The 21,802-nt window shown below is 61.2% G+C and carries 15 protein-coding genes, 2 rRNA genes and 6 pseudogenes; 6 read left to right on the forward strand and 17 right to left on the reverse strand.

Annotation, left to right across the window (positions count from 1 at the left end; translation table 11 throughout):
• Positions 1 to 144: 144 nt before the first annotated feature.
• Positions 145 to 1,378, reverse strand: a pseudogene (locus tag OKW44_RS21585) (DUF3734 domain-containing protein).
• Positions 1,379 to 1,388: 10 nt separating this feature from the next.
• Positions 1,389 to 2,186: a 3-hydroxybutyrate dehydrogenase gene (locus OKW44_RS21590; protein ID WP_018418645.1), complete on the reverse strand. Its 798-nt coding sequence runs from the start codon at positions 2,184 to 2,186 to the stop codon at positions 1,389 to 1,391.
• Between the two features lie 235 nt (positions 2,187 to 2,421).
• Here OKW44_RS21590 and OKW44_RS21595 point away from each other — a divergent pair, with 235 nt between their 5' ends.
• Positions 2,422 to 3,393 carry a potassium channel beta subunit family protein gene (locus OKW44_RS21595; protein WP_018418646.1) on the forward strand — a complete coding sequence of 324 codons (972 nt, stop codon included), beginning with the start codon at positions 2,422 to 2,424 and terminating at the stop codon, positions 3,391 to 3,393.
• A gap of 105 nt (positions 3,394 to 3,498) precedes the next feature.
• Complete coding sequence (locus tag OKW44_RS21600) at positions 3,499 to 4,344, forward strand: 23S rRNA (adenine(2030)-N(6))-methyltransferase RlmJ (RefSeq protein WP_018418647.1); 846 nt, start codon at positions 3,499 to 3,501, stop codon at positions 4,342 to 4,344.
• 77 nt (positions 4,345 to 4,421) lie between these two features.
• Here OKW44_RS21600 and OKW44_RS21605 read toward each other — a convergent pair whose 3' ends face one another.
• The 4 genes from OKW44_RS21605 to cueR all read right to left on the reverse strand — a co-directional run bounded on the left by OKW44_RS21605 (position 4,422) and on the right by cueR (position 7,152).
• Positions 4,422 to 5,462 carry an ABC transporter substrate-binding protein gene (locus OKW44_RS21605; RefSeq protein ID WP_018418648.1) on the reverse strand — a complete coding sequence of 347 codons (1,041 nt, stop codon included), beginning with the start codon at positions 5,460 to 5,462 and terminating at the stop codon, positions 4,422 to 4,424.
• Positions 5,463 to 5,687: 225 nt separating this feature from the next.
• On the reverse strand, positions 5,688 to 6,038 hold the full coding sequence (locus OKW44_RS21610; protein ID WP_026225497.1) for a hypothetical protein: 351 nt from the start codon (positions 6,036 to 6,038) through the stop codon (positions 5,688 to 5,690).
• Between the two features lie 248 nt (positions 6,039 to 6,286).
• Entirely contained in the window at positions 6,287 to 6,433 is a 147-nt protein-coding gene (locus tag OKW44_RS21615) for a DUF3563 family protein (protein WP_018418650.1), read from the reverse strand.
• 296 nt (positions 6,434 to 6,729) lie between these two features.
• Positions 6,730 to 7,152 carry a Cu(I)-responsive transcriptional regulator gene (gene cueR, locus OKW44_RS21620; RefSeq protein ID WP_018418651.1) on the reverse strand — a complete coding sequence of 141 codons (423 nt, stop codon included), beginning with the start codon at positions 7,150 to 7,152 and terminating at the stop codon, positions 6,730 to 6,732.
• Positions 7,153 to 7,286: 134 nt separating this feature from the next.
• Here cueR and OKW44_RS21625 point away from each other — a divergent pair, with 134 nt between their 5' ends.
• Together OKW44_RS21625 and OKW44_RS21630 are read left to right on the forward strand one after the other, a co-directional pair.
• Complete coding sequence (locus tag OKW44_RS21625; RefSeq protein WP_018418652.1) at positions 7,287 to 7,490, forward strand: heavy-metal-associated domain-containing protein; 204 nt, start codon at positions 7,287 to 7,289, stop codon at positions 7,488 to 7,490.
• A gap of 10 nt (positions 7,491 to 7,500) precedes the next feature.
• Entirely contained in the window at positions 7,501 to 8,424 is a 924-nt protein-coding gene (locus OKW44_RS21630) for a dTDP-4-dehydrorhamnose reductase family protein (RefSeq protein ID WP_026225498.1), read from the forward strand.
• Positions 8,425 to 8,483: 59 nt separating this feature from the next.
• Here OKW44_RS21630 and OKW44_RS21635 read toward each other — a convergent pair.
• The 3 genes and pseudogenes from OKW44_RS21635 to OKW44_RS21645 form a co-directional block, all read right to left on the reverse strand.
• Positions 8,484 to 9,060, reverse strand: a pseudogene (locus tag OKW44_RS21635) (IS66 family transposase); the annotation flags it as partial.
• A 52-nt stretch (positions 9,061 to 9,112) separates the two neighbouring features.
• Positions 9,113 to 9,319: pseudogene (locus tag OKW44_RS21640) on the reverse strand (IS3 family transposase); the annotation flags it as partial.
• Positions 9,320 to 9,331: 12 nt separating this feature from the next.
• The gene (locus OKW44_RS21645) at positions 9,332 to 10,384 is read right to left on the reverse strand and encodes an IS110 family RNA-guided transposase (protein WP_018418657.1); all 1,053 of its coding nucleotides are present in this window, start codon (positions 10,382 to 10,384) and stop codon (positions 9,332 to 9,334) included.
• A gap of 296 nt (positions 10,385 to 10,680) precedes the next feature.
• Between OKW44_RS21645 and OKW44_RS21650 the strand changes: the two are divergent.
• Positions 10,681 to 11,805 (forward strand): annotated as a pseudogene (locus OKW44_RS21650) (IS3 family transposase); the annotation flags it as partial.
• A 28-nt stretch (positions 11,806 to 11,833) separates the two neighbouring features.
• On the opposite strand, the pseudogene OKW44_RS21655 reads toward OKW44_RS21650, so the two are convergent.
• The 3 genes and pseudogenes from OKW44_RS21655 to istA all read right to left on the reverse strand — a co-directional run.
• A pseudogene (locus tag OKW44_RS21655) lies at positions 11,834 to 11,941 on the reverse strand (transposase); the annotation flags it as partial.
• Positions 11,942 to 12,167: 226 nt separating this feature from the next.
• A complete protein-coding gene (gene istB / locus OKW44_RS21660) occupies positions 12,168 to 12,926 on the reverse strand; it encodes an IS21-like element helper ATPase IstB (RefSeq protein ID WP_018418659.1) in 759 nt (252 codons plus the stop codon).
• 12 nt (positions 12,927 to 12,938) lie between these two features.
• A pseudogene (gene istA, locus OKW44_RS21665) lies at positions 12,939 to 14,485 on the reverse strand (IS21 family transposase).
• A 140-nt stretch (positions 14,486 to 14,625) separates the two neighbouring features.
• Here istA and OKW44_RS21670 point away from each other — a divergent pair.
• A protein-coding gene (locus OKW44_RS21670) for an IS3 family transposase (protein WP_085952325.1) occupies positions 14,626 to 15,860 on the forward strand; the annotation gives its coding sequence in 2 pieces (ribosomal slippage) (positions 14,626 to 14,980 and positions 14,980 to 15,860; 1,236 coding nt in all).
• A gap of 130 nt (positions 15,861 to 15,990) precedes the next feature.
• Here the strand turns inward: OKW44_RS21670 and tnpC are convergent.
• From tnpC to OKW44_RS21695, 5 genes are all read right to left on the reverse strand, one after another.
• Positions 15,991 to 17,547, reverse strand: a complete 1,557-nt coding sequence (gene tnpC / locus OKW44_RS21675; RefSeq protein WP_280783932.1) for an IS66 family transposase — start codon at positions 17,545 to 17,547, stop codon at positions 15,991 to 15,993.
• Between the two features lie 30 nt (positions 17,548 to 17,577).
• Complete coding sequence (gene tnpB, locus OKW44_RS21680; RefSeq protein ID WP_026225368.1) at positions 17,578 to 17,922, reverse strand: IS66 family insertion sequence element accessory protein TnpB; 345 nt, start codon at positions 17,920 to 17,922, stop codon at positions 17,578 to 17,580.
• The gene (tnpA, locus tag OKW44_RS21685; protein ID WP_280783934.1) at positions 17,919 to 18,311 is read right to left on the reverse strand and encodes an IS66-like element accessory protein TnpA; all 393 of its coding nucleotides are present in this window, start codon (positions 18,309 to 18,311) and stop codon (positions 17,919 to 17,921) included. Before tnpA ends, tnpB begins: the two co-directional genes overlap by 4 nt.
• Before the next feature lie 194 nt (positions 18,312 to 18,505).
• Positions 18,506 to 18,619 (reverse strand): 5S ribosomal RNA (gene rrf / locus OKW44_RS21690).
• Positions 18,620 to 18,846: 227 nt separating this feature from the next.
• Positions 18,847 to 21,728, reverse strand: a 23S ribosomal RNA gene (locus OKW44_RS21695).
• Positions 21,729 to 21,802: the final 74 nt, after the last annotated feature.

Here is a 21,802-nt window from a genome sequence, read left to right on the forward strand (position 1 = left end):
GGCGCGGAGGTCTGCCGTGCAAGTGCAGCAGGTTCGCCGCTGCCACCCCTATAAAAACGGCGCCCTTTTCTGAAAGGGCGCCGTTTTTTTATTTTCTGACGGTTCGGCCTTGGTTGGCGCAGCGTCGGAGCTCTCCGCGAGGAATCAGCGCGAATCCCGATGAATATCGTGCGTGACGAATCCGGCATCGTTTTCCGGCATATCGAGCCAGTCGGGCTGCTCGAGAGAACGGAGAATATCTTCAAGACCGCTTCGCCAATGCTCGCGCATCGTCGACAGACCGAATTGAAAGTCCTTGTAGTGTCCTTCGTATTCCTTGTGCCGATAGATCAGGTGAATCACGTTGTAGCGCTTTGAACACGACAAATCTTCGGCCAGCTTGCACCACGGATCGTCGCGTTGGTCTTCTGGCACACGGTCCAGCACCTCGCGCAGTACGTGACGGAAACGCTGCGAGCGCTGCAGCATGTCGGTCACGAGACGCGTACGGCTCGAATACTGGATGTCTTTCATGCGCCCCTGCACGTCGGTGAGGTTGTCCGGCACCGGCCCGATCGCACTCCATAAGTCGACCTGAAACGCGAGCGTGTCGCGACGCGGCGTGGACTGGAGCACCTCGTAGAGCGGCGTATTCGACATCAGGCCGCCGTCCCAGTAGAACTGACCGTCGATCTCGACGGCCGCGAAGCCCGGCGGCAACGCGCCAGACGCTATGAAATGCTCGGGCCTGAGCGTGGTGTGCGTATTGTCGAAGTACGCGAAATTGCCCGTGCCGCAATTTCACCGCGCCCACCGACACGCGTATTTCGCCGGAATTAATCCGGTCGAAATCACACAGCGACTCGAGCGTGGCCTTCAGCGGCGTGGTGTCGTAGTAGCTCGCCAATTGAGGCGGACCGGACACAGTGGGCAACGGCGGTGGGAAACGCGGCACGAAAAAGCCCTTTTGCCCTTCGACGATCGCGCTCATTGCCTGCGCTGCCGTAAATGCCTTGCGCACCGCTTCGCTCGAATTGAACAGCAGGTGTTCGATCGGAGCTGGCAAGGGCGCCCCGAACGCCGGCTGGCAGATCGTCTCCCAGAATTGCAGCAGACGCTCGACGCGTCGTTCCGGTGGATTGCCCGCAATGATCGCCGTATTCAGTGCACCGATCGAGATGCCCGCGATCCAGTTCGGTTCGATGCCGGCTTCGTAAAGTCCCTGAAAGACGCCGGCCTGATAGGCGCCGAGCGCGCCGCCGCCTTGCAGCATCAGCGCGACGGTTTCGTAGTTGGGCAACCGGGGATGCCGGCGCGGGCGGGCGGCGACCGACGGACCCGCGCCCTCCCCGTCGCCCGACACGCCCACGCGCGCCCGCTTCAGATTGCGTTGCGCCATGGACGGCCCCTTAGTGCATGTACCAGCCGTGGCTCACGACGAACGACTGGCCGGTCAGAGCCGCGCTCGGGAACGTTGACAGGAACAGCACGGTCTGCGCGACGTCTTCAACCGTCGTGAAGATACCGTCGACGGTGCCGCCCAGCATCACGCGCTTGATCACGTCCTCTTCGCTGATGCCAAGTTCTTTCGCCTGCTCGGGAATCTGCTTGTCGACGAGCGGCGTGCGCACGAAGCCCGGACACACGACGTGCGAACGCACATTATGCGCAGCGCCCTCCTTGGCAAGCACGCGCGACAGGCCCAGCAGAGCGTGCTTCGCGGTCACGTACGCCGACTTCAGCGGCGAGGCGAGATGCGAGTGGACCGAGCCCATGTAAATCACGACGCCGCCGCGATTGTCCTTGTACATGTGCTTGAGCGCGGCCTTGGTGGTCAGGAACGCGCCGTCCACGTGAATGGCCTGCATCTTCTTCCAGTCCGAGAACGAATAGTTTTCGATCGGATTGACGATCTGGATGCCGGCGTTGGAAACGAGAATGTCGATCGAACCGAATTCCTCGGCGACCTTGTCGATCCCCTGGTTGACGGCATCTTCGTTCGTCACGTCCATTGCCACGCCGATTGCCTTACCGCCGCCCTTTCTGATTTCTTCAGCCACGGCGTTCGCGCCGTCCTGGTTCAGGTCGGCGATCGCGACCGCAGCACCCGCGGCCGACAGAGTCAACGCGATCTGTTTGCCGATGCCGCTCGCGGCGCCAGTGACGACGGCAACCTTGCCGTTCAGATTCGAGTTCACAGACGACATCCAGAACCTCCATGCAGTTGATGAGCAATGAGACCACGAGACCGCGCGCGGCGAGAAGTCGGCCAAACGGTATAGACCGTTCGGCGGATCCAGCGCGGCGGCCGACTTTGCTATTGTGCATGAACCCTGTGAACGACATAGGTAAAACGCACATCGAACCGTATCTCTTTAAACTGGATGCTTTCGGGCTGAATCCGGGCTCCATTCCCGTGGCATCACCAACCAGGAGACATGTATGAATTATCGACGTCTGGGCCGCTCGGGCCTGCAAGTGAGCGAGTTGTCCATCGGCTCATGGGTCACGTACGGCAACCAGGTGGATCACCGCGCCGCGCGCGAATCGCTTGCCGCGGCGCGCGACGCGGGCGTCAATTTCTTCGACAACGCCGAAGTCTACGCGGGCGGCAAATCCGAGGAAATCATGGGCCATGCGTTGAAGGAGCTCGCGTGGCCGCGCGTGAGCTATGTCGTGTCGACGAAATTCTTCTGGGGACTCAACGAAGCGCCGAACCAGTACCGCACGCTGAACCGCAAGTACCTGATGAACGCGATCGATGCGTCGCTGAAGCGCCTGCAGCTCGACTATGTGGATCTCGTGTTCTGTCATCGTGCGGACCCGAACACGCCGGTCGAGGAAACGGTGTGGGCAATGAGCGACATGATCGCGCGCGGCAAGGCGCTGTACTGGGGCACCTCGGAATGGAGCGCCGACGAGATTCGCGCCGCCTATGGAATCGCCGAGCGGCATCATCTGCACAAGCCGGTCATGGAGCAGCCGCAATACAACCTGTTTCACCGCAAACGCGTCGAGCAGGAATACAAACGGCTCTACGAGGACATCGGCCTCGGCCTGACCACGTGGAGCCCACTCGCATCGGGGCTGCTCACTGGCAAATATCGCGACGGCGTGCCAGCCGACAGTCGCGCGCAGTTGCAGGGCTATGACTGGCTGCGTCAGCAGCTCACGGACCCGACCCGGAACAATGTGGTCGGCCAGCTCGGCGCGGTCGCCGACGAGCTCGGCTGCACGGTCGGTCAGCTCGCGATCGCGTGGATTTTGAAGAATCCGAATGTCAGCACGGTGATCACGGGCGCCTCGCGGGTCGAACAGATCGGCGAAAACATGCAGTCCGCCGAGGTGGCCAAGCGCATCACACCAGAGATAAAGCAGCGGATCGAGGAGATCATCGGCGACGCGCACGAGTAATCGCGCGCGCAGCGCCCTAACCGGGCACGCGCGGTCGCGTACAATACGCGACCGCGCGTCGCCGCTCCTTCGGGCCAGCCTGCGCTCTCTCAGCGTCCTCTCATCATGCTCAGCTACCGCCACGCCTTTCATGCCGGCAATCACGCCGACGTTCTGAAACACGCCGTCGTGTTGCAGCTCCTGCGCTACCTTGGCCAGAAGGACAAGGCCTACTGGTATATCGACACGCACGCGGGCGCCGGCGTTTACTCGCTGAAGGAAGGCTACGCGACGAAGACCGGCGAGTTCGAGACGGGTATTGCGAAACTGTGGGGCCGCAACGATCTGCCGCCGCTGTTCGCCGAATACGTCGATGAAGTCAGCGCGCTCAATGCCGATGGCCAGTTGCATTTTTATCCGGGCTCGCCGTATCTCGCGTGGCGACAGCTGCGCGCGCAGGATCGTATGCGGCTCTTCGAATTGCACAGCACCGAAATCGACGTGCTGCGCCACAATTTTCGCGACGCGGGCCGACGCGCAATGCTATATGCGGGCGACGGCTTCGACGGCATTCTCGCGCTGTTGCCGCCGGCGCCGCGTCGCGCGCTGATCCTGCTCGACCCGTCGTATGAAGACAAGCGCGATTACGGGCGCACGCTGCGCTGTGTCGAGGAAAGTCTGAAGCGGTTTCCGACCGGCACGTATGCGATCTGGTATCCGCAGGTCAAGCGCCCCGAGTCGCAGCGCTTTCCCGATCAACTGAAGCAGTTGCAGAAGGACAACTGGCTGCACGTCAGCCTGACCGTCAGCAATCCGCCGGAAGACGGCTATGGGCTGTTCGGTAGCGGCATGTTCATCCTGAATCCGCCGTATACGCTCGCCAAGACGCTGAAGGATCAGATGCCATGGCTCGTCAAAACGCTCGGCGAGGACAAGGCTGCGACGTTCAACGTCGAATATCGCGGCAATTGAGCGTGATGACCGGCGCGTGAGCGTGCCGCGCGCGGTTCCCCGTCACCTGTCTTGCGCAACCCGATCTCCGCATACGCTCACTTGAACTGCGCGGCCGCCTTGCTCGCGAACTGGTTCGTATAGGTAGCACTCAGGTCGATCTTTTTCGGATCGAGCCGGCTATCGAACGACGACAACGCGCGCAGCGACGTCGCCGGGCCATCAGCGGGCATCAGTCCGTCCGGCGAATACGCGTCGCGCACGTTGTGAAAGGCGTCGAGATAGAGCGTCGGGTCGCCCAATAGATAGGCTTGCGGCACCATCTCCAGCAGATCCGTATCGCTCGCAGTCTGCAGCCAATGATTCGCACGCACGATCGCGTTGGTCAGCGCCTGCGTTGTCTTCGGATTTTTCTGGATGAAGCTTTCGGCCGCGTAAAGCGTCGCCGCGGGCATCATGCCGCCGAACACCTCCTGCGTGCCTTTCACCGTGCGCGTATCCACAAGCACCTTGATGGCGCCGCTACGCGTGAGCTTGGTCATCATTGGATCGACATTGGACAGCGCGTCGATCTGCCCACTGCCCACCGCGGCCAGCACCGTCGCGCCGCTGCCGACGCCGATCGCCGAAATGTCGCTGCGCTGCACGCCGGCCTTGCGCAACGCAACGGTGAGCACGAGATCCGTCGACGAACCCGGTGCGCTCACGCCGACCTTCGCGCCTTTGAAGTCCGCGAGCGACTTGAGCTGATCGGCCTTCGACTTCACCACGCCGATCACGATCTGCGGTGCGCGGCCCATCAACACGAACGCGCGATAGTGCTGACCCTTCGCCTGCATGAACAACGTGTGCTCGAACGCGCCCGCGCCGACTTCGGCGCTGCCGCCCACCACCGCTTCGAGCGCTTTCGAGCCGCCCGCGAAATCTTCGAGCGTGACGTTCAGGCCTTCGTCCTTGAAGTAGCCGAGCTGCTGTGCGGCGAGGACCGGCAGATAGTAAAGGCCAGGTAAGCCGCCGACGGCCATCGTCAGTGTCGGCATTTCCGGCGTGTCCTTCGCGAACCCAGCGCCCGGCAACGCAGCCAGTGCGAGCAGCATCACGCAGGTGCGCGTCGCACGCTGCGTCCATTGATTGAGCATGGTGACGTCTCCTTGTCGTGTTTTCCGTTCGAAGCAGTGACGCAGGCGCACATGCCGAGATCGAAGCTCACGGCGCCAAGGCGCGCAACGATTGTCGTCGGACGGTTTCACGAACGCCATGCGCCCAAACCCGAATGCGATTGTCGGGTGCGAGGCAAGCTGGCGTATGGGGCAGAAACGGGACCGTGCAGAAGCACCGCCGACGATCTTTCGCGCCGTCGGCACCTATTGCGGCAGGGGCACCGCTCGAGGCATCGGCCGCGGCGGCACGCCACCACCCGCCGGCAATTGGATATACGGCGCAACCACGAACGGCGGCGACGATTCCGGAGGCAGCTCGACCGGTGCCGCGATCGGCGGCGCGGCGACGATCGGCTCCGGCGCAGGCGGCGAGCTCAGCAGTACGGTACCGCTCTGGCCATTATTGACGCCGCCATGCGTATCGAGGATCACGGCGGGACCCCCGTTATCGGACACCGCGAATGCGTCCGACGCGGCGCAGAGGGTGGCGAGCGTCGCCACGGCGGCCGCGGCCATCGCGGATCGGAAAGTTTGCAGCGAACGGACGGAGGACATGGACAGCCCGATTGGTTATGAATGCCGTCTTGCGCGAAAAACGCCCTACATTACCGCGGGCCGCGTTACGAAGCTAGTCGATATTCGCCATCAGCAGCTTTCTTGCGCCGTTCACTCGAAAAACGTTGAAGGCACACGCGGATTTCGATGTCCAGATACGACAAAGCCCCGCTTTGACGGGGCTCGACATTGATACTGCAATGGCCGCGCAAAAGCAGGCCACGTCAGGTCAAACTCAAGGCGGAAACTTACAGCGAATAGCCGTTGGTTTCGAGCGAACGGATGCGCTGTTCGAGCTGAACGATATCCGACGACGATGCGAGATATGCCTCACGACGGCTACGTTCCGCAGTCTCGAACCAGGTGCTGAGCTTCTCAAGAATGAATGCAAACATCATGTTCTCCAAGGATCAGATCGAATCCCCGGTGATATGACATCAGGGATTTCCCGTAAAAGGGTTAACCCTGATTATAGCCCTAAGGTGCAACCTGGAAGAGTGAAATGCACGCATGGCGTGCATTCCGTTTTGGAATAACGCACTGGAAAGGTGCAATCCAGCGCCTGGTTTTATTAAGATTCATCGAGGCGACCTTTAAGCGGACGTTATTTTCGCAATTTTATGCGCACTTTCGGTGCATAAATCGCTCGAACCTTAAGAATCGTCAGGCTGGGTTGCACTTCGATCAGCTGCTAAAGCGGACGGCAACCTTGTCCCGATACAAGATCGGTGTCCGCCAGTCGCTCGATAATCGGACAATCTGGCCGGTCATCACCATGGCAATGATCGGCCAGATGCGCGAGAGTGTCGCGCATGTCCGTCAGTTCGGCGATGCGGCGATCGAGTTCGGCGACATGTTCGAGCGCGATCCGCTTTACTTCGGCACTTGCACGCGAGCGGTCGTGCCATAGAGCAAGCAGCCGCCGGATATCCTCGACCAGAAATCCGAGCCGGCGAGCCTGGCGAATAAAGCGCAAGGAATGCACTTCCTGCGGGCCATACACGCGATAACCGGCACTCGTGCGCGCCTTCGCAGTCAATAGGCCGACACTTTCGTAATAGCGGATCATTTTTGCCGTAACGCCCGACACGCGGGCCGCTTCGCCTATGTTCATGACTGTTTCCCCAAGGTTGCGGCTGAACTCCAATCGATCCTACACCTTCCCATGGTGGGAAGGTCAGCTACTCAAACAAGGTACGGGAGGCATAATTCGACTATCCGCAATCTGATTCCGCCGAGGTCTTTGCAATGACAATCGAACTCCAGGTAGAAGGCATGAGCTGCCAGCACTGTGTTGCCGCTGTCACGAGCGCGATTCGCGAGCACGACGCCGCCGCGCAGGTTCAGGTGGATCTCGCGACCGGCCGCGTGCTCGTGGAGTCGGCGCAACCCGTCGATGCGCTGAAGGCCGCGATTGACGAAGCCGGATACACGGTCACGTCTGTGCGCTGAGGTGCCGCGCATGCTCAAGGTTGCCGTAATAGGCGGTTCCGGATTGCTCGGCCGCGCGCTCAACGACGAACTCGCGCGCCAGACCGGCTGGCAGACCGTCTCCACCGCATGTAGCCGAACGTCTCCGCGAATGGTCGCGTTGGATGTTCGCGATAGCGTTGGGGTCGAGCGTTTCATCGACCGCGTAGCGCCGGATGCCGTCGTGATTGCCGCCGCGGAGCGCCGTCCCGATGTATGCGAGCGCGATCCGGCGCTTGCTCGCGCGCTGAACGTCGATGCTGTGCGAATGATCGCCGGGGCGGCGAACCGACACGGCGCGTGGACACTGTCGATCTCAACCGACTACGTGTTCGACGGCACGCACCCGCCCTATCGTCACGACAGCACACCAGCGCCACTGAACGCGTACGGACAGAGCAAGCTCGAAGGCGAGCGAGCGCTGACCGACACGGCCGAGGGCGGATGCGTGCTGCGTCTGCCGCTGCTATATGGTCCGATCGTCAGTTGGTCGGAATCGGCCGTGACTAGCCTCGTGCCGGCGATTGCAGCGGCGGCGGCGCCGGGAGCCCAGGCTGCCAGGATGGACGCTTGGGCGATCCGCTATCCTACGTTCACGCCCGATGTCGCTTTCGTGATCCGACAGATGCTCGAGCGGCACGCGCGCGGCGAAACGATCTCTGGCATCGTGCAATGGTCGGGCGACGAACCGATGAACAAGTATGAGATCGCCGTGCGCCTGGCAGAAGCGTTGCAACTCGACGCGCGTCTGACGCCTCAGCGCACACCCACCGACGCGACGCCGCGCCCGCACAACTGTCATCTGGCATCGAGCCGTTTAGAGGTACTCGGAATCGGCCGACGCTCGCCCTTCGATATGGCGATCCGGCAGGTGCTGGCCGCGTTTCCGTGGCAGGGACAGGCGACTTCCGTATGATCCGGCGGCTTGCGTGCGTACGGTAAGCGGCTGGCGAACTCACGTTGACGAACGGTGAATCAGGCGACAGCGGTAAGAGGCTGCCAGTTATGTGGCAGCAATGCGGCGATGTCGCTTGCCCTGTGGGCGGGCAGCCGTGTCCCGATGTCTTTCAGATATGCGTGCGGTTCGTGACCGTTGAGTTGCGCTGAGCGGATGAGGCTCATGATTGCGGCCGCACGTTGGCCAGCGCGCAGCGACCCGGCGATCAATCAGTTGGCCCTGCCGATGGCCCCATGGACGGATCTGGTTTCCGAGCTAATTGTTGTCTATGGGCACGTGCCCGTCATCGAGATAGCGCGTAAGCGCCTCCCAGCGTTTGAGGCTGTAGTCCAGCGCTTTCGCAATCGCCGAACGTGCCGATACCAGCTTGCGTTGCACCACCATCCATTCGTGAAGGGCGTCGCACACCGGTTTGGCGCGGCTCTGCCGATGCCGGTGTCGTGCGTCGATATCAAGAGCCGCGGCATCGCGTTCGATGTTGTAGAGCTCGGTGAAGAACGGCAACGCCTGCTCAGCCACCTGACTGCTGTGATTGGCATGCAGCTCGAAGAACTTGCGCCTTGCGTGAGCTGCGCAGCCGATTTCGGTGATGCCCTAGAGGAATGATGACGTTGCCCCCGTTTGGCGAATCCCATAGCTGGGGGAATTATGCGGCTTCGCCTTGCTGAGTCGCGAACCAGTTCTTCTCGAATGTCATGGGGCTGACGTAGTCGAGCGTTGAGTGTAACCGGCGTGCGTTGTAAAAGCCCAGCCAGTCAATCACCTCATCCATTGCGGCACGCCGGGTGGCGAAGTGTCGTCCGTGCATGCGCGCCACCTTCAGCGAACCCCAGAGACTTTCCGTCGGCGCATTGACGCTCCTATGTCAAGGGACACGCGTTGACTCGGCCAGATCCGCGAGGATGAGCGGGTACAGCTCCCTCACGATATAGCGCTTGAGGCAGCGATGAATTTCCTTGTTCGACATGCCTTCTTTGGTCCGACGCTCGACATAAGCACGGGTCCGAGGGTCGCTTCTCATCCGCACCATCGCAATGGTCCACAAGGCGTTGTTTGCAGACCGGTCGCCGCCCCTGTTCAAGCGATGCCGGACCGTTTTGCCAGACGATGCCTGCAACGGGCTCGTGCCGCAAAGCGCCGCGAGCGCAGCCTCGCTTTTCAGGCGTTCGGGATTGTCGCCCGCGACGGCGACGAGCACTGCAGCGGTCTGTGGGCCAACACCGAATCTCTCACGAAGCCGGCTGGCGTGCTGGCTGGTCAGGCGATCAAGCATGGCATCGAGCGTGTTGAGCTCCTCTGCCAGCGCCAGCCAGCGCTTGGCCAGCAAGCGCAACGTGGTCGTCAACGTTTGCAACATGGGCGTGTTGCCCAACGAGCGCAGGCGGGCGCAGCTCGCAACGCATTCTGCTGTCTTCGTTTTCAGAAGGCGCTCGCGAATTTCCTGTGGCGCGCTGACCAGCAAAGCCCGCAACTGATTGATGGCCTGCGTCTTCGCTTTTACAGCGCTGCGTCTGGCAACGGAGACGGCGCGCATTGCTTCGGCAGCGCCGGACTGCTCCTTGGGAATAGCAGTTGCTTTTCCGGAAAGAACCGCGCGGGCTGCATTTTCTGCATCGGTGGGATCGGACTTCCCTCGAGACCGACGTGTCGCCCGGTCGGGGCGATTGACTTCAAGTACTTCAATCTCGTGATCGCGCAGCACGCGCGCCAAACCCGCTCCATAGGTGCCGGTCCCTTCTACGCCGGCGCGGAGCAGATGACCGAACGAATTCGCCCAGGTCACCAGGTTGAGATATCCTGCCGTGTCGGTCGATACCGACAGTGTTCCAAGGAGTTTCCCCGTCTCGCTAATCACAGCCCCGACATGCGCATCCAGATGCGTGTCGACGCCCAGAATCACTTCGTTGTTTTGTTCCATGCGTGTTTTCGTCGTAGTGGGCGCATCGCCAACCTCACTCGCAGGACAGGACACTCACGGTGCAGAACAAAGCTCCTATCAGGTCACAGACGGTGAGCCCGGCAACGCTCGGGGAACGCCGGAATCCGATCGACAGGTCAACGCCAAGGCAGCTTCGCCAATCCCAGCACGGGTCAGATCGGTCCGACGTTCAGAGGCGATCTTAGACTGAGTGTCCCAACAATCACCGCGTCGGCTCATCGACGAACGCATGCCGTAGGCCTTCAACGTATCCTGAAACAGGCCGCTGCAATACTGGGCGGATTCAACACGGACAAGGGCGAGGACGAATGATCGGCCTCGAGGATCGCCAGCGGCTGGCCCGGGAAATCGAATCGGCCAATCGGGCTGGCGCACGGTTGCGTCTGGCCTGCGAGGTCGCCGGAATCGATGTGCGAACGCTGCAACGCTGGAAGGCCCATCAGGGGCTCGTCAAGGGCGACGCCAGGCCCGGCGCGATGCGCCCACTGCCCGCGCACACCCTGAGTCCGCAGGAGCGGGCAAACGTGCTGCGCATAGCCAACGAGCCACGCTTTGCCGACATGCCACCGGCGCGTATCGTGCCGATGCTGGCTGACGAAGGCGTGTACATCGCCAGCGAATCGACCTTTGCGCGCGTGCTGCGCGAGCATGGGCAGATGACGCGCCGTGGTCGTGCCAGAACGCCTTCGAGCGCCCGGCCGCCGACCACGCACGTCGCAACGGCGCCGCGCCAGGTGTGGTGCCGGGACATGACGTTTCTGCCGGCAACGGTAACAGGTCGATGGTTCCACCTGTACCTGATCCTGGACCTGTATAGCCGCAAGATTGTCGGCTGGGAGGTGCACGACAGCGACGCGGCCGAACACGCTGCTCATCTCGTGCGTCGTACGGCGCTCTCCGAAGGCATTGCCGTCCTTGAGACCCGGCCGGTGCTGCACGGCGATAACGGTGCGACGCTCAAGGCCACGACCGTGCTGGCGATGCTCCACTGGCTGGGTGTCAAGCCGTCGTACTCACGCCCCCGTGTCAGCGACGACAACGCCTACGCCGAGGCGCTGTTCCGAACCGCGAAGTACCGGCCGGAGTTTCCGGTCACAGGCTTCGAGGACCTGAACGCTGCTCGCAACTGGGCTGCCGGCTTCGTGCAGTGGTACAACTTCGAGCATCGTCATAGCGGCATCCGCTACGTGACGCCTGCGCAGCGTCATGCCGGCGACGATCGTGCGCTTCTCGCGGCACGTCACGCACTGTACGTGAAGGCGCGCGCATGCAATCCGGCCCGCTGGTCGTGTCACACGCGCAACTGGACACCGGTTGGTGCCGTGACGCTTAACCCCGAACGTGACTCAGTCGTTGAGATGGCGTCGATCGGCGCAAATAAACAGCCTCTGGCTGCATGAGTGAGGCGACAACCTGCTTGACGCGCGCCGCAACCATCGAGACCGACTTGCCCGGCTCGAAACTCTCTCTCACCATCGCCAGCTTCTCTTCCGCTGACCACCGCCGCCGGCGTTCCGGTCCCGTCAACACTTCCATCACTTCTTGTTTGTTGTTAGTCAAAAACACAGTCGTATGCCTACCCGCTATTTTAAGCGGGAAACTGTGTCCGGCGATTCAGGGGGCCGCTCCGCCAGCTTGCGTATTCCACGCAAAGAGAACAGCCATTCCACGGCAAAGTGAATCGTGATTCCACGGCAAAGAGAACAAGGATTCCACACCATCGTGAACAAACTGAGCGCAGCGACGCGGGACCTTTGCCTTTTTACTCGGACTGCTGCTTCGCGGTCAATCGGCTACGCGTCTTGCGCAGTGATTCGCCCGCGAGGGTGATGCGATGTGCGTTGTGCACGAGCCGGTCGAGGATCGCGTCGGCGACGGTCGGCTCGCCGATCGCTTCATGCCAGTGATCCACTGGAATCTGGCTGGTGGCCAGCGTGGATCGGTGTCCATGCCGGTCATCTAGCACCTCCAGCAGGTCGCGCCGCGCGGAATCGGTCAGCGGCGCCATGGCCAGATCGTCGAGAATCACGAGATCCGTCTTGGCCAGTTGTGCAAGCCACCGCGCGTAGCGCCCGCTGCCGTGTGCGATCGCCAGTTCCTCGTTCAGTTTCGGCATGCGCAGATAGCAGGCGGAGAAGCCCTGACGGCACGCCTGGATAGCGAAGGCGCAACCCAACCAACTCTTGCCGAGCCCGGTCGGGCCAACCAGGATCAGGTTCTGCCGCTCCCGAAGCCACTCACCGGTCAGCAGTCGGGCGGTAAGCGCGCGATCCAGTCCGCGGGCGGTGCGATAGTCGATGTCTTCAGGCGATGCGTCGGGGACCTTCAGTCTGGCCCGGCGCAGCCGGGCCGCCGTTTGTCGCGAGTCACGTTCACTGGATTCACGCTCGACCAGCAACCCCAGACGTTCTTCAAAGCCCAGCCGGTCAATGCCGTCCTGGGACTGTTGCTCGGCAAGCGCCGCCGCCATGCCGGGCAGGCGCAGCGCGTGCAGTTTGTCGACAGTGGGATGTTGCAGCATAACGACTCCCTTTCAATGATAGTAAGACGGCCCGCGCACGTTGGCGTGCATGAGCGGCAGGTCAGCCTGGGTGGTAGCCGCTTGGGGCTCCCGGTCCAGGCCGTTCTTCAGCGTCGAGGCAATGAACTTGTAGTTCGGCGCTTTCAGATCGATGGCGCGGCGGCAGGCGGCTTCGAGCCGGTCGCGCCCGTAGTCCTTGCCCATGCGCAGCACGCCCAGGCAGGTTCGATAGGATTGCTGCGGGTGCTTGCGGGCACCCAGCAGGTACTGATGACGGCCGCCGTATGCGGACCGATGTCGGCGGCCCAGTTGCGCAGCCGCTGCGGATCCCAGCCTTTCGCGACAGCCAGGTGCTCGGGTGGCATGTGCGCGTCGATCGTGGTGTGGTGGCGAGTTCGGGCGCTTTTGCCGTGGGCGGCAATGCGTTGGCCACGATGGAAGATTTCGACGGTGTTGGCCGTGTGACGCATGTCGACCTGCTCGCGCGCGTAGCGGTACGGCACCGAGTAGTAGTGCTGATCGAGCTCAACGTGGTAGTCCGGGCCGACGCGTGCAACCTTCCATTCCGCGTACTGATACGGCCGCTCGGGCAACGGCCTAAGCGCCGGACGATCGATCTCGTCAAACACGCTCCGGCGGGAGCCGGGCAATTTCTTGAAGGGCCGGTTGTTCAGATCGGTCAGCAAGGCGGCGACCGCCCGGTTCGCCCCGTCCAGACTGAAGAAGCGCTGATTGCGCAGGCGGGCGAGGACCCATCTCTGCACCAGGAGAACCGATAACTCTGCTTTCGGCTTGTCTCGCGGTTTTTTACTGCGAGCCGGGATCACAGCCACGGAGTAATGCCTGGCCATTTCCTGGTAGGTTGGATTGATGTCCGGATCGTAGAACCCAGGCTTGTGGACGCCCGATTTCAGGTTGTCAGGGACCAGGATTTCGACCAGGCCGTCATAGAACGCGAAGGCGCGCACGTGCGAGCCGATCCAGTCTGGCAACTGCTGGGTCCAGGTGAGTTCCGCGAAGGTGAAGCCGGACACGCCGAGCGCAGCGACGAACAGCTCGGCCTCTCGGATTTCACCGGTGGCCGGGTTGATGATGCCGAGCTTCTTGCCCGAGTAGTCGACGAACAGCTTCTGGCCCGGCACGTGCGTTTGCCGCATCGTGACCGGCAGCCGCTGCGCCCATTCCTGGTAAGCCTTGCAAAACCAGCTGTAGCCGCAGCCGTCCGGATGCTGCGCCTTGTATTCCTGCCACAGCAGATCAAGCGTGACGCCTTTCCTGCCGAACTCGCGATGCACCGTCGGCCAGTCCGGCATGCCGCGCGTTGGCTCGCGCCGCGCCGGCGGCGGATACAGCCTCGCCTCGAGCGCCACGTCGTCCGTCAGCAGTTCCGCTGGCAGCGGCCAGCCCAGCCCTGCCAGCCGCGTGCGGCGCAGGTAATGCCACACCGTTGTTGTCGAGGCGCCGACCGCGTCGGCGATCTCCCTCTGGTTGCGGTCGCACTCGAAATGCAGCCGCAGCACTTCCCTGATTTTGCGCATGGTCAACCTGACATTTGCCATTCGGCACTCCCGACAAAACCGTCGATCGTGCCACCGTTGACCCGCGTCGCCGCCACCCCGAAATCCTGTTCGCGATTGGAACGGCCCCGTCGAAAACCGGACACGAGGTAACGCTTAAACTTTAAGGTAGTCTTCCGCCTATGTTTAAGCCTAGCTCCCATGTAGAACCCGTTGAGGTTCTGACCCAGCCGGAACAGCGCCGGCGCCGCTCTGTCGAGGAGAAACTCGCGATAGTGCGTGAGACCTTCGAACCCGGAGCGAGCGTTTCCGGGGTAGCCCGTCGCCATCAGGTGAATGCGAACCAGGTGTTCGCCTGGCGCAAGCTGTATCAGGATGGCAGCCTGTCAGCCGTGAGTGCCGGCGAACAGGTGGTGCCAGCCTCCGACCTGGTCGAAGCGACGAAGCAGATTCGCGAACTCCAGCGGCTGCTGGGCAAGAAGACCATGGAAGTGGAAATCCTCCGCGAAGCAGTGGAGTACGGCCGGGCAAAAAAATTGATTGCGCGCTCACCATTGCTGCCGGGGGACGACCGATGAAGACGGTCTGTGAAGTCCTGGGTGTGTCGCGCTCTAATCTTGCGGTCAAATCGAAGCGCCCCGCCGAGTGGGTCGACCAGCGCAAGACGCCAGCCCTGGACGACATGCCGCTGGTCACCGAGCTTCGGGGGCTGGTTGCCGAGCTGCCCACCTACGGCTACCGGCGTGTGTGGGCGCTGCTGCGGCGAAGCCGGGACGCGCAGGCCCAACCTCGCGTTAATGCAAAACGGGTTTATCGGGTCATGCGTACCTACGGCCTGCTACTCGAGCGCCGGCCTTGTCATGCCCAGTCCGCACGCCGGCACGACGGCAAGGTCGCGGTGGAGCGAAGCAATGCGCGCTGGTGCTCGGACGGCTTCGAATTCCGTTGTGACGATGGTGCGCCATTGCGCGTCGTCTTTGCATTGGATTGCTGCGACCGCGAGGCCATGAGCTGGGTGGCGAGCACGGGCGGCTACACCGGTGACATGGTGCGTGACGTGATGCTTCAGGCCGTCGAGAACCGCTTCCACGGAGCGCTGAGAACCGACAATGAAATCGAGTGGCTTAGTGACAACGGTTCCTGCTACATTGCCGATGAGACGCTGAAGTTCTCGCGGGCAATCGGCCTGAAGCCCGTCACGACACCCGTCAGAAGTCCGCAGAGCAACGGGATGGCCGAGAGCTTCGTCAAAACGATGAAGCGCGATTATGTCTCGTGGATGCCCAAGCCTGACGCCAGGACGGCGCTGCAAAACCTGGCCATCGCGTTCGACCACTACAACGAATCGCATCCGCGCAGCGCTCTGAAATACCGCTCGCCACGCGAGTTTCGCCAGCAAGCAAATTCACTAACCTAAGCGTGACCGCGTGTCCGGTTATGCAGGGGCGAGTCCAGCGATGGCGTGGAAACCCTGTTCTTTTTGCGTAAGCACCTCGCGACGGCCGTCCGCAACGCGGCGCCCGCGTGAGGCATGATCGGGAATCGGGTTACGTGTCAGCAGACGCCGATGGGCCAGACTGCCGAGGCAGCTTCGTGGCCACGTTCCAGGGCAACAGTTCGTCGATGCGGTTAATGGGATGGTCAGCGATATGGGTCAGGACGTATTCGAGGTAGGCGCGCGGGTTGATCCCGTTGAGCTTGCATGTGCCGATCAGACCGTACATCGCGGCTGCCCGCTCGCCTCCGCTGTCGGAGCCGGCGAACAGGAAGTTCTTGCGGCCCAGACTCACACAGCGCAGCGCGTTTTCGGCCAGGGCGTTGCTGATCTCAGCACGACCCTCTTCGCAGTACAGCGCGAGCGCGTCCCACTGGTTGAGCGAGTAACGGATCGCTTTGGCCAGTTCGGATTTCTTCGACAGCGTTGCGAGCTTGTCCGTCATCCACGTCCTGATGGTCGCGAGCAGCGGCACGCTTTTCTCCTGCCGCAGGCACAGCCGTTCAGCAGCGGGTTTGCCACGGATGTCCGCCTCGATGCCGTAAAGTCCACCGATCAGTTCGAGCACCTCTCGGGTCGCCTCGGTAGGCGTTCGGGCATGCACGTCGTAGAGGTACCGTCTCGCGTGGTCCCAGCATGCAGCTTCACGGATCTTGCCGCTCTCGTACAGTTCGTTGAAGCCACTGTAGGCGTCGGCCTGCAGGATGCCCTCGAATCCAGCGAGATGGGTCTGGGGGTGGATGCCTTTGCGGTCGGGCGAGTAAGCAAACCACACCGCGGCCGGTTCGGTCGAGCCCGAACGGGTGTCATCGCGCACATACACCCACAGTCGCCCGGTCCTTGTCTTCTTCCTGCCCGGCTCGAGCACCGGGATCGGCGTGTCATCCGCGTGCAGCTTCGACGGTGCCACCGTGTAGCGGCGCAGCGCCTCGGTCAGCGGCACGCAAAGGGCCTCGCACTGGCCGACCCAGCGTCCCATGCTGGCCGGATCCAGCTTCACGCCGTCGCGCGCGGCAATCTGCGACTGCCGGTACAACGGCGCGTGGTCAGCGTACTTCGAGACGAGGATGTCGGCCAGCAGGCTCGGATGGGCAATGCTGCGCGTGATCGGCAGGCCGGGCATGGACGGCTGCGAGAAGTGGTGGCCGCACGGACAGACCGTCTTGCGCCGGATCGTGCGGATCACCTTGAACATTGCCGCGACGCGGGCGAGCTGCTCGGACACGTCTTCTCCGAGCGGCTGCATGGCGCTGCCGCACTTCGGGCAGGTCGCGTCGGCGTCGAGTACGCGTTCTTCGCGTGGCAGATGCGGCGGCAGCGCTTCTTTCGGCGATGCGTCGCCCACAGGCGTGCTCGCGCCTGATTCGTGGGCGCGTCGCACATCAGCGACACCACGCTCACCGGTCAAGTCCTCGAGCGCGGTTTCGAGCCGCGCGACCTCCCGGTCCAACTGCTCGGACTTGCGTCCGAACTGCATGCGCTTGAGCCTGTCGATCTGCGCCTTGAGCTGCCCGATCTCCAGATCGCGTTCGGCAAGCTGGGCACGCGCCTCGACCAGCAAGGCCCGCAGGGTTGCAACATCGTCAGGAAGTTCAGCGCCGTTCGACATGTGGCGCAGTTTACGAGCCTTCCTCGCGGTTTACAACATCGACAGCGCAGCCGTACGACGCGGCTGCCGCCAATCGATGCCTTCGAGCAACATCGACAGTTGCGCCGCCGTCAGATGGACCTTGCCGCCATCGGCGTGTGGCCAGACGAAGCGACCACGCTCAAGCCGCTTCGCAAGAAGCCAGAGCCCGTCTTCGGTCGCCCACATGACCTTCACGAGATCGCCGCGCCGGCCCCGGAAGATGAACACGTTGCCACCCAGCGGATTGTCCTCGAGCGCCGTCTGCACCTTTGCCGCCAGCCCCTGGAACCCGCAGCGCATGTCGGTGACGCCTGCCACCAGCCAGACGCGTGTACCCGTGGGTAGAGAGATCACGATCGCACGCTCCCCAGGACGACGCGTAGCGTGTCGGCGTCGACAACGCCGTTGACCTTGACTACCACGTCACCGAACCGGATCTCGATCGTCCCGGCTCGTGCAGTCCGGTTGCAGACGTCCCTTGCATCTGGGGGCATCGCCACGCGCTGCGGCGGCGTCTCATGAACCACCGCCACTGGAATCAGGCACGTCGTTTCCGCCTGCAATTGCTCGCGATAGCGACGCCGCCAGGCAAACAGCATGTTTGCATTGATGCCATTGTCCCGCGCCAGCTTCGCGACCGACGCACCAGGCTCACATGCCGCGGCCGCAAGCCGGCGTCGAAACTCGCGATCATAATTCGGGCGTCCCTTGCGGCTACCCGGCCTGGCTTCCGACTCTGTCACAGTGATGTCCATCAAATCGAAAATGATGGGCACCACTTTGATGTCGGTTCTCGCCGCCGTCTACGACGGTCGTCGTGAGGTGCTTACTCACCGGGCGCTTACCTTACAATCATCTCTGTCGATGTTGCTGTTGATTTGGGCCGCGTAAACGCAAAAACCCCACCGCGGCGGGTGGGGTTTCTGACGTGGGGGGAGCCTGACGATTACCTACTTTCACACGGGCAATCCGCACTATCATCGGCGTGGAGTCGTTTCACGGTCCTGTTCGGGATGGGAAGGGGTGGGACCGACTCGCTATGGTCATCAGGCATGACGGGTTGCTGCGTCGCAGGGGGTTGGAGTCAACCGGTTGCGCCACAGCCAATCGGGAAGAAGCGTAAAGGATTCGTGTGGGGGGTTGTGTTGTTTCTGGCACAACACTGAATCCCAACCGTGCGTTTCTGTTAGCTCCCGCGGGAGTTCACACCAATCCCCTTCGGGGATCGGACCCGCGCAAGTGCTGAAGCACTAACGCGGGTCGAGACACACCTGTTATAGGATCAAGCCTTACGGGCAATTAGTATCAGTTAGCTCAGTACATTACTGTACGTGCACACCTGACCTATCAACGTCCTGGTCTTGAACGACCCTTCAAGGGGCTCGAAGCCCCGGGGATATCTCATCTTAAGGCGAGTTTCCCGCTTAGATGCTTTCAGCGGTTATCTCTTCCGAACATAGCTACCCGGCGATGCCACTGGCGTGACAACCGGTACACCAGAGGTTCGTCCACTCCGGTCCTCTCGTACTAGGAGCAGCCCCCTTCAAATATCCAGCGCCCACGGCAGATAGGGACCAAACTGTCTCACGACGTTTTAAACCCAGCTCACGTACCTCTTTAAATGGCGAACAGCCATACCCTTGGGACCGGCTACAGCCCCAGGATGAGATGAGCCGACATCGAGGTGCCAAACACCGCCGTCGATATGAACTCTTGGGCGGTATCAGCCTGTTATCCCCAGAGTACCTTTTATCCGTTGAGCGATGGCCCTTCCATACAGAACCACCGGATCACTATGACCTGCTTTCGCACCTGTTCGACTTGTCAGTCTCACAGTCAAGCACGCTTATGCCATTGCACTATCAGCACGATTTCCGACCGTACCTAGCGTACCTTCGTACTCCTCCGTTACACTTTGGGAGGAGACCGCCCCAGTCAAACTGCCTACCATGCACGGTCCCCGACCCGGATCACGGGCCAAGGTTAGAACCTCAAACAGATCAGGGTGGTATTTCAAGGACGGCTCCACGCAGACTGGCGTCCACGCTTCATAGCCTCCCACCTATCCTACACAGACCGGTTCAAAGTCCAATGCAAAGCTACAGTAAAGGTTCATGGGGTCTTTCCGTCTAGCCGCGGGGAGATTGCATCATCACAAACACTTCAACTTCGCTGAGTCTCGGGAGGAGACAGTGTGGCCATCGTTACGCCATTCGTGCAGGTCGGAACTTACCCGACAAGGAATTTCGCTACCTTAGGACCGTTATAGTTACGGCCGCCGTTTACCGGGACTTCAATCAGGAGCTTGCACCCCATCATTTAATCTTCCGGCACCGGGCAGGCGTCACACCCTATACGTCCACTTTCGTGTTTGCAGAGTGCTGTGTTTTTATTAAACAGTCGCAGCCACCAGTTTATTGCAACCCCTTCACCCTTCTGGCGCAGGCCAGTCAGGCTACCAGGGCGTACCTTATCCCGAAGTTACGGTACCAATTTGCCGAGTTCCTTCTCCCGAGTTCTCTCAAGCGCCTTAGAATACTCATCTCGCCCACCTGTGTCGGTTTGCGGTACGGTCACTGTGAAACTGAAGCTTAGAGGCTTTTCCTGGAACCCCTTCCAGTTGCTTCGCCACCGAAGTGGCTCGCCTCGCACCCTTGAATTACGCGCCCGGATTTGCCAAAGCGCCTTCTCCAATGCAAGGACCGGGACTTCCAACACCCGGACAACCTTCCGCGATCCGTCCCCCCATCGCATTTCACAATGGTGCAGAAATATTAATCTGCTTCCCATCAGCTACGCATTTCTGCCTCGCCTTAGGGGCCGACTCACCCTACGCCGATGAACGTTGCGTAGGAAACCTTGGGCTTACGGCGAGGGGGCCTTTCACCCCCTTTATCGCTACTCATGTCAGCATTCGCACTTCCGATACCTCCAGCACACTTTCCAGTGCACCTTCGCAGGCTTACGGAACGCTCTCCTACCATGCACATTACTGTGCATCCGCAGCTTCGGTATATGGCTTAGCCCCGTTACATCTTCCGCGCAGGACGACTCGATCAGTGAGCTATTACGCTTTCTTTAAAGGGTGGCTGCTTCTAAGCCAACCTCCTGACTGTTTTAGCCTTCCCACTTCGTTTCCCACTTAGCCATATTTGGGGACCTTAGCTGGCGGTCTGGGTTGTTTCCCTCTTGACACCGGACGTTAGCACCCGATGTCTGTCTCCCGTGATTGCACTCTTCGGTATTCGGAGTTTGCTATGGCGTAGTAATCCGCAATGGACCCCACAACCATGACAGTGCTCTACCCCCGAAGGTGATACACGAGGCACTACCTAAATAGTTTTCGGAGAGAACCAGCTATTTCCAGGTTTGTTTAGCCTTTCACCCCTATCCACAGCTCATCCCCTAACTTTTCAACGTTAGTGGGTTCGGTCCTCCAGCACGTGTTACCGTGCCTTCAACCTGGCCATGGATAGATCACCTGGTTTCGGGTCTACACCCAGCGACTGGACGCCCTGTTCGGACTCGCTTTCGCTACGCCTGCCCTAATCGGTTAAGCTCGCCACTGAATGTAAGTCGCTGACCCATTATACAAAAGGTACGCCGTCACCCCTTCGCAGAGGCTCCGACTGTTTGTATGCATGCGGTTTCAGGATCTGTTTCACTCCCCTCCCGGGGTTCTTTTCGCCTTTCCCTCACGGTACTGGTTCACTATCGGTCGATCACGAGTATTTAGCCTTGGAGGATGGTCCCCCCATCTTCAGACAGGATTTCACGTGTCCCGCCCTACTTCTCGTACACCCAGTTCTTTCCCGCTGTTTTCGTCTACAGGGCTATCACCTGCTATGGCCGCACTTTCCAGAGCGTTCGACTAACAATGAGAATAAAGAGTACAGGCTGATCCCATTTCGCTCGCCACTACTTTGGGAATCTCGGTTGATTTCTTTTCCTGCGGTTACTTAGATGTTTCAGTTCACCGCGTTCGCTTCACGCAGCCTATGGATTCAGCTGCGGATACTCCATTAGGAGTGGGTTTCCCCATTCGGACATCTCCGGATCAATGCTCGTTTGCCAGCTCCCCGGAGCTTTTCGCAGGCTACCGCGTCCTTCATCGCCTGTGATCGCCAAGGCATCCACCACATGCACTTGTTCGCTTGACCCTATAACGGGTGTGTCTCTGGGTCGACCCACGTGAGCGCTTGAGCGCTTACGTGGGTCCCATCCCCGGAGGGGA

The sequence above is a fragment of the Paraburkholderia lebeckiae genome (assembly GCF_050436325.1).
Taxonomy (GTDB): domain Bacteria; phylum Pseudomonadota; class Gammaproteobacteria; order Burkholderiales; family Burkholderiaceae; genus Paraburkholderia; species Paraburkholderia tuberum.

Bases quoted from the DNA above. Each gene is read 5' to 3' on its own strand.
- OKW44_RS21590 (WP_018418645.1), bottom strand. From the start codon at position 2,186: ATGTCGTCTGTGAACTCGAATCTGAACGGCAAGGTTGCCGTCGTCACT.
- OKW44_RS21595 (WP_018418646.1), top strand. From the start codon at position 2,422: ATGAATTATCGACGTCTGGGCCGCTCGGGCCTGCAAGTGAGCGAGTTG.
- OKW44_RS21600 (WP_018418647.1), top strand. From the start codon at position 3,499: ATGCTCAGCTACCGCCACGCCTTTCATGCCGGCAATCACGCCGACGTT.
- OKW44_RS21605 (WP_018418648.1), bottom strand. From the start codon at position 5,462: ATGCTCAATCAATGGACGCAGCGTGCGACGCGCACCTGCGTGATGCTG.
- OKW44_RS21610 (WP_026225497.1), bottom strand. From the start codon at position 6,038: ATGTCCTCCGTCCGTTCGCTGCAAACTTTCCGATCCGCGATGGCCGCG.
- OKW44_RS21615 (WP_018418650.1), bottom strand. From the start codon at position 6,433: ATGTTTGCATTCATTCTTGAGAAGCTCAGCACCTGGTTCGAGACTGCG.
- cueR (WP_018418651.1), bottom strand. From the start codon at position 7,152: ATGAACATAGGCGAAGCGGCCCGCGTGTCGGGCGTTACGGCAAAAATG.
- OKW44_RS21625 (WP_018418652.1), top strand. From the start codon at position 7,287: ATGACAATCGAACTCCAGGTAGAAGGCATGAGCTGCCAGCACTGTGTT.
- OKW44_RS21630 (WP_026225498.1), top strand. From the start codon at position 7,501: ATGCTCAAGGTTGCCGTAATAGGCGGTTCCGGATTGCTCGGCCGCGCG.
- OKW44_RS21645 (WP_018418657.1), bottom strand. From the start codon at position 10,384: ATGGAACAAAACAACGAAGTGATTCTGGGCGTCGACACGCATCTGGAT.
- istB (WP_018418659.1), bottom strand. From the start codon at position 12,926: ATGCTGCAACATCCCACTGTCGACAAACTGCACGCGCTGCGCCTGCCC.
- tnpC (WP_280783932.1), bottom strand. From the start codon at position 17,547: ATGTCGAACGGCGCTGAACTTCCTGACGATGTTGCAACCCTGCGGGCC.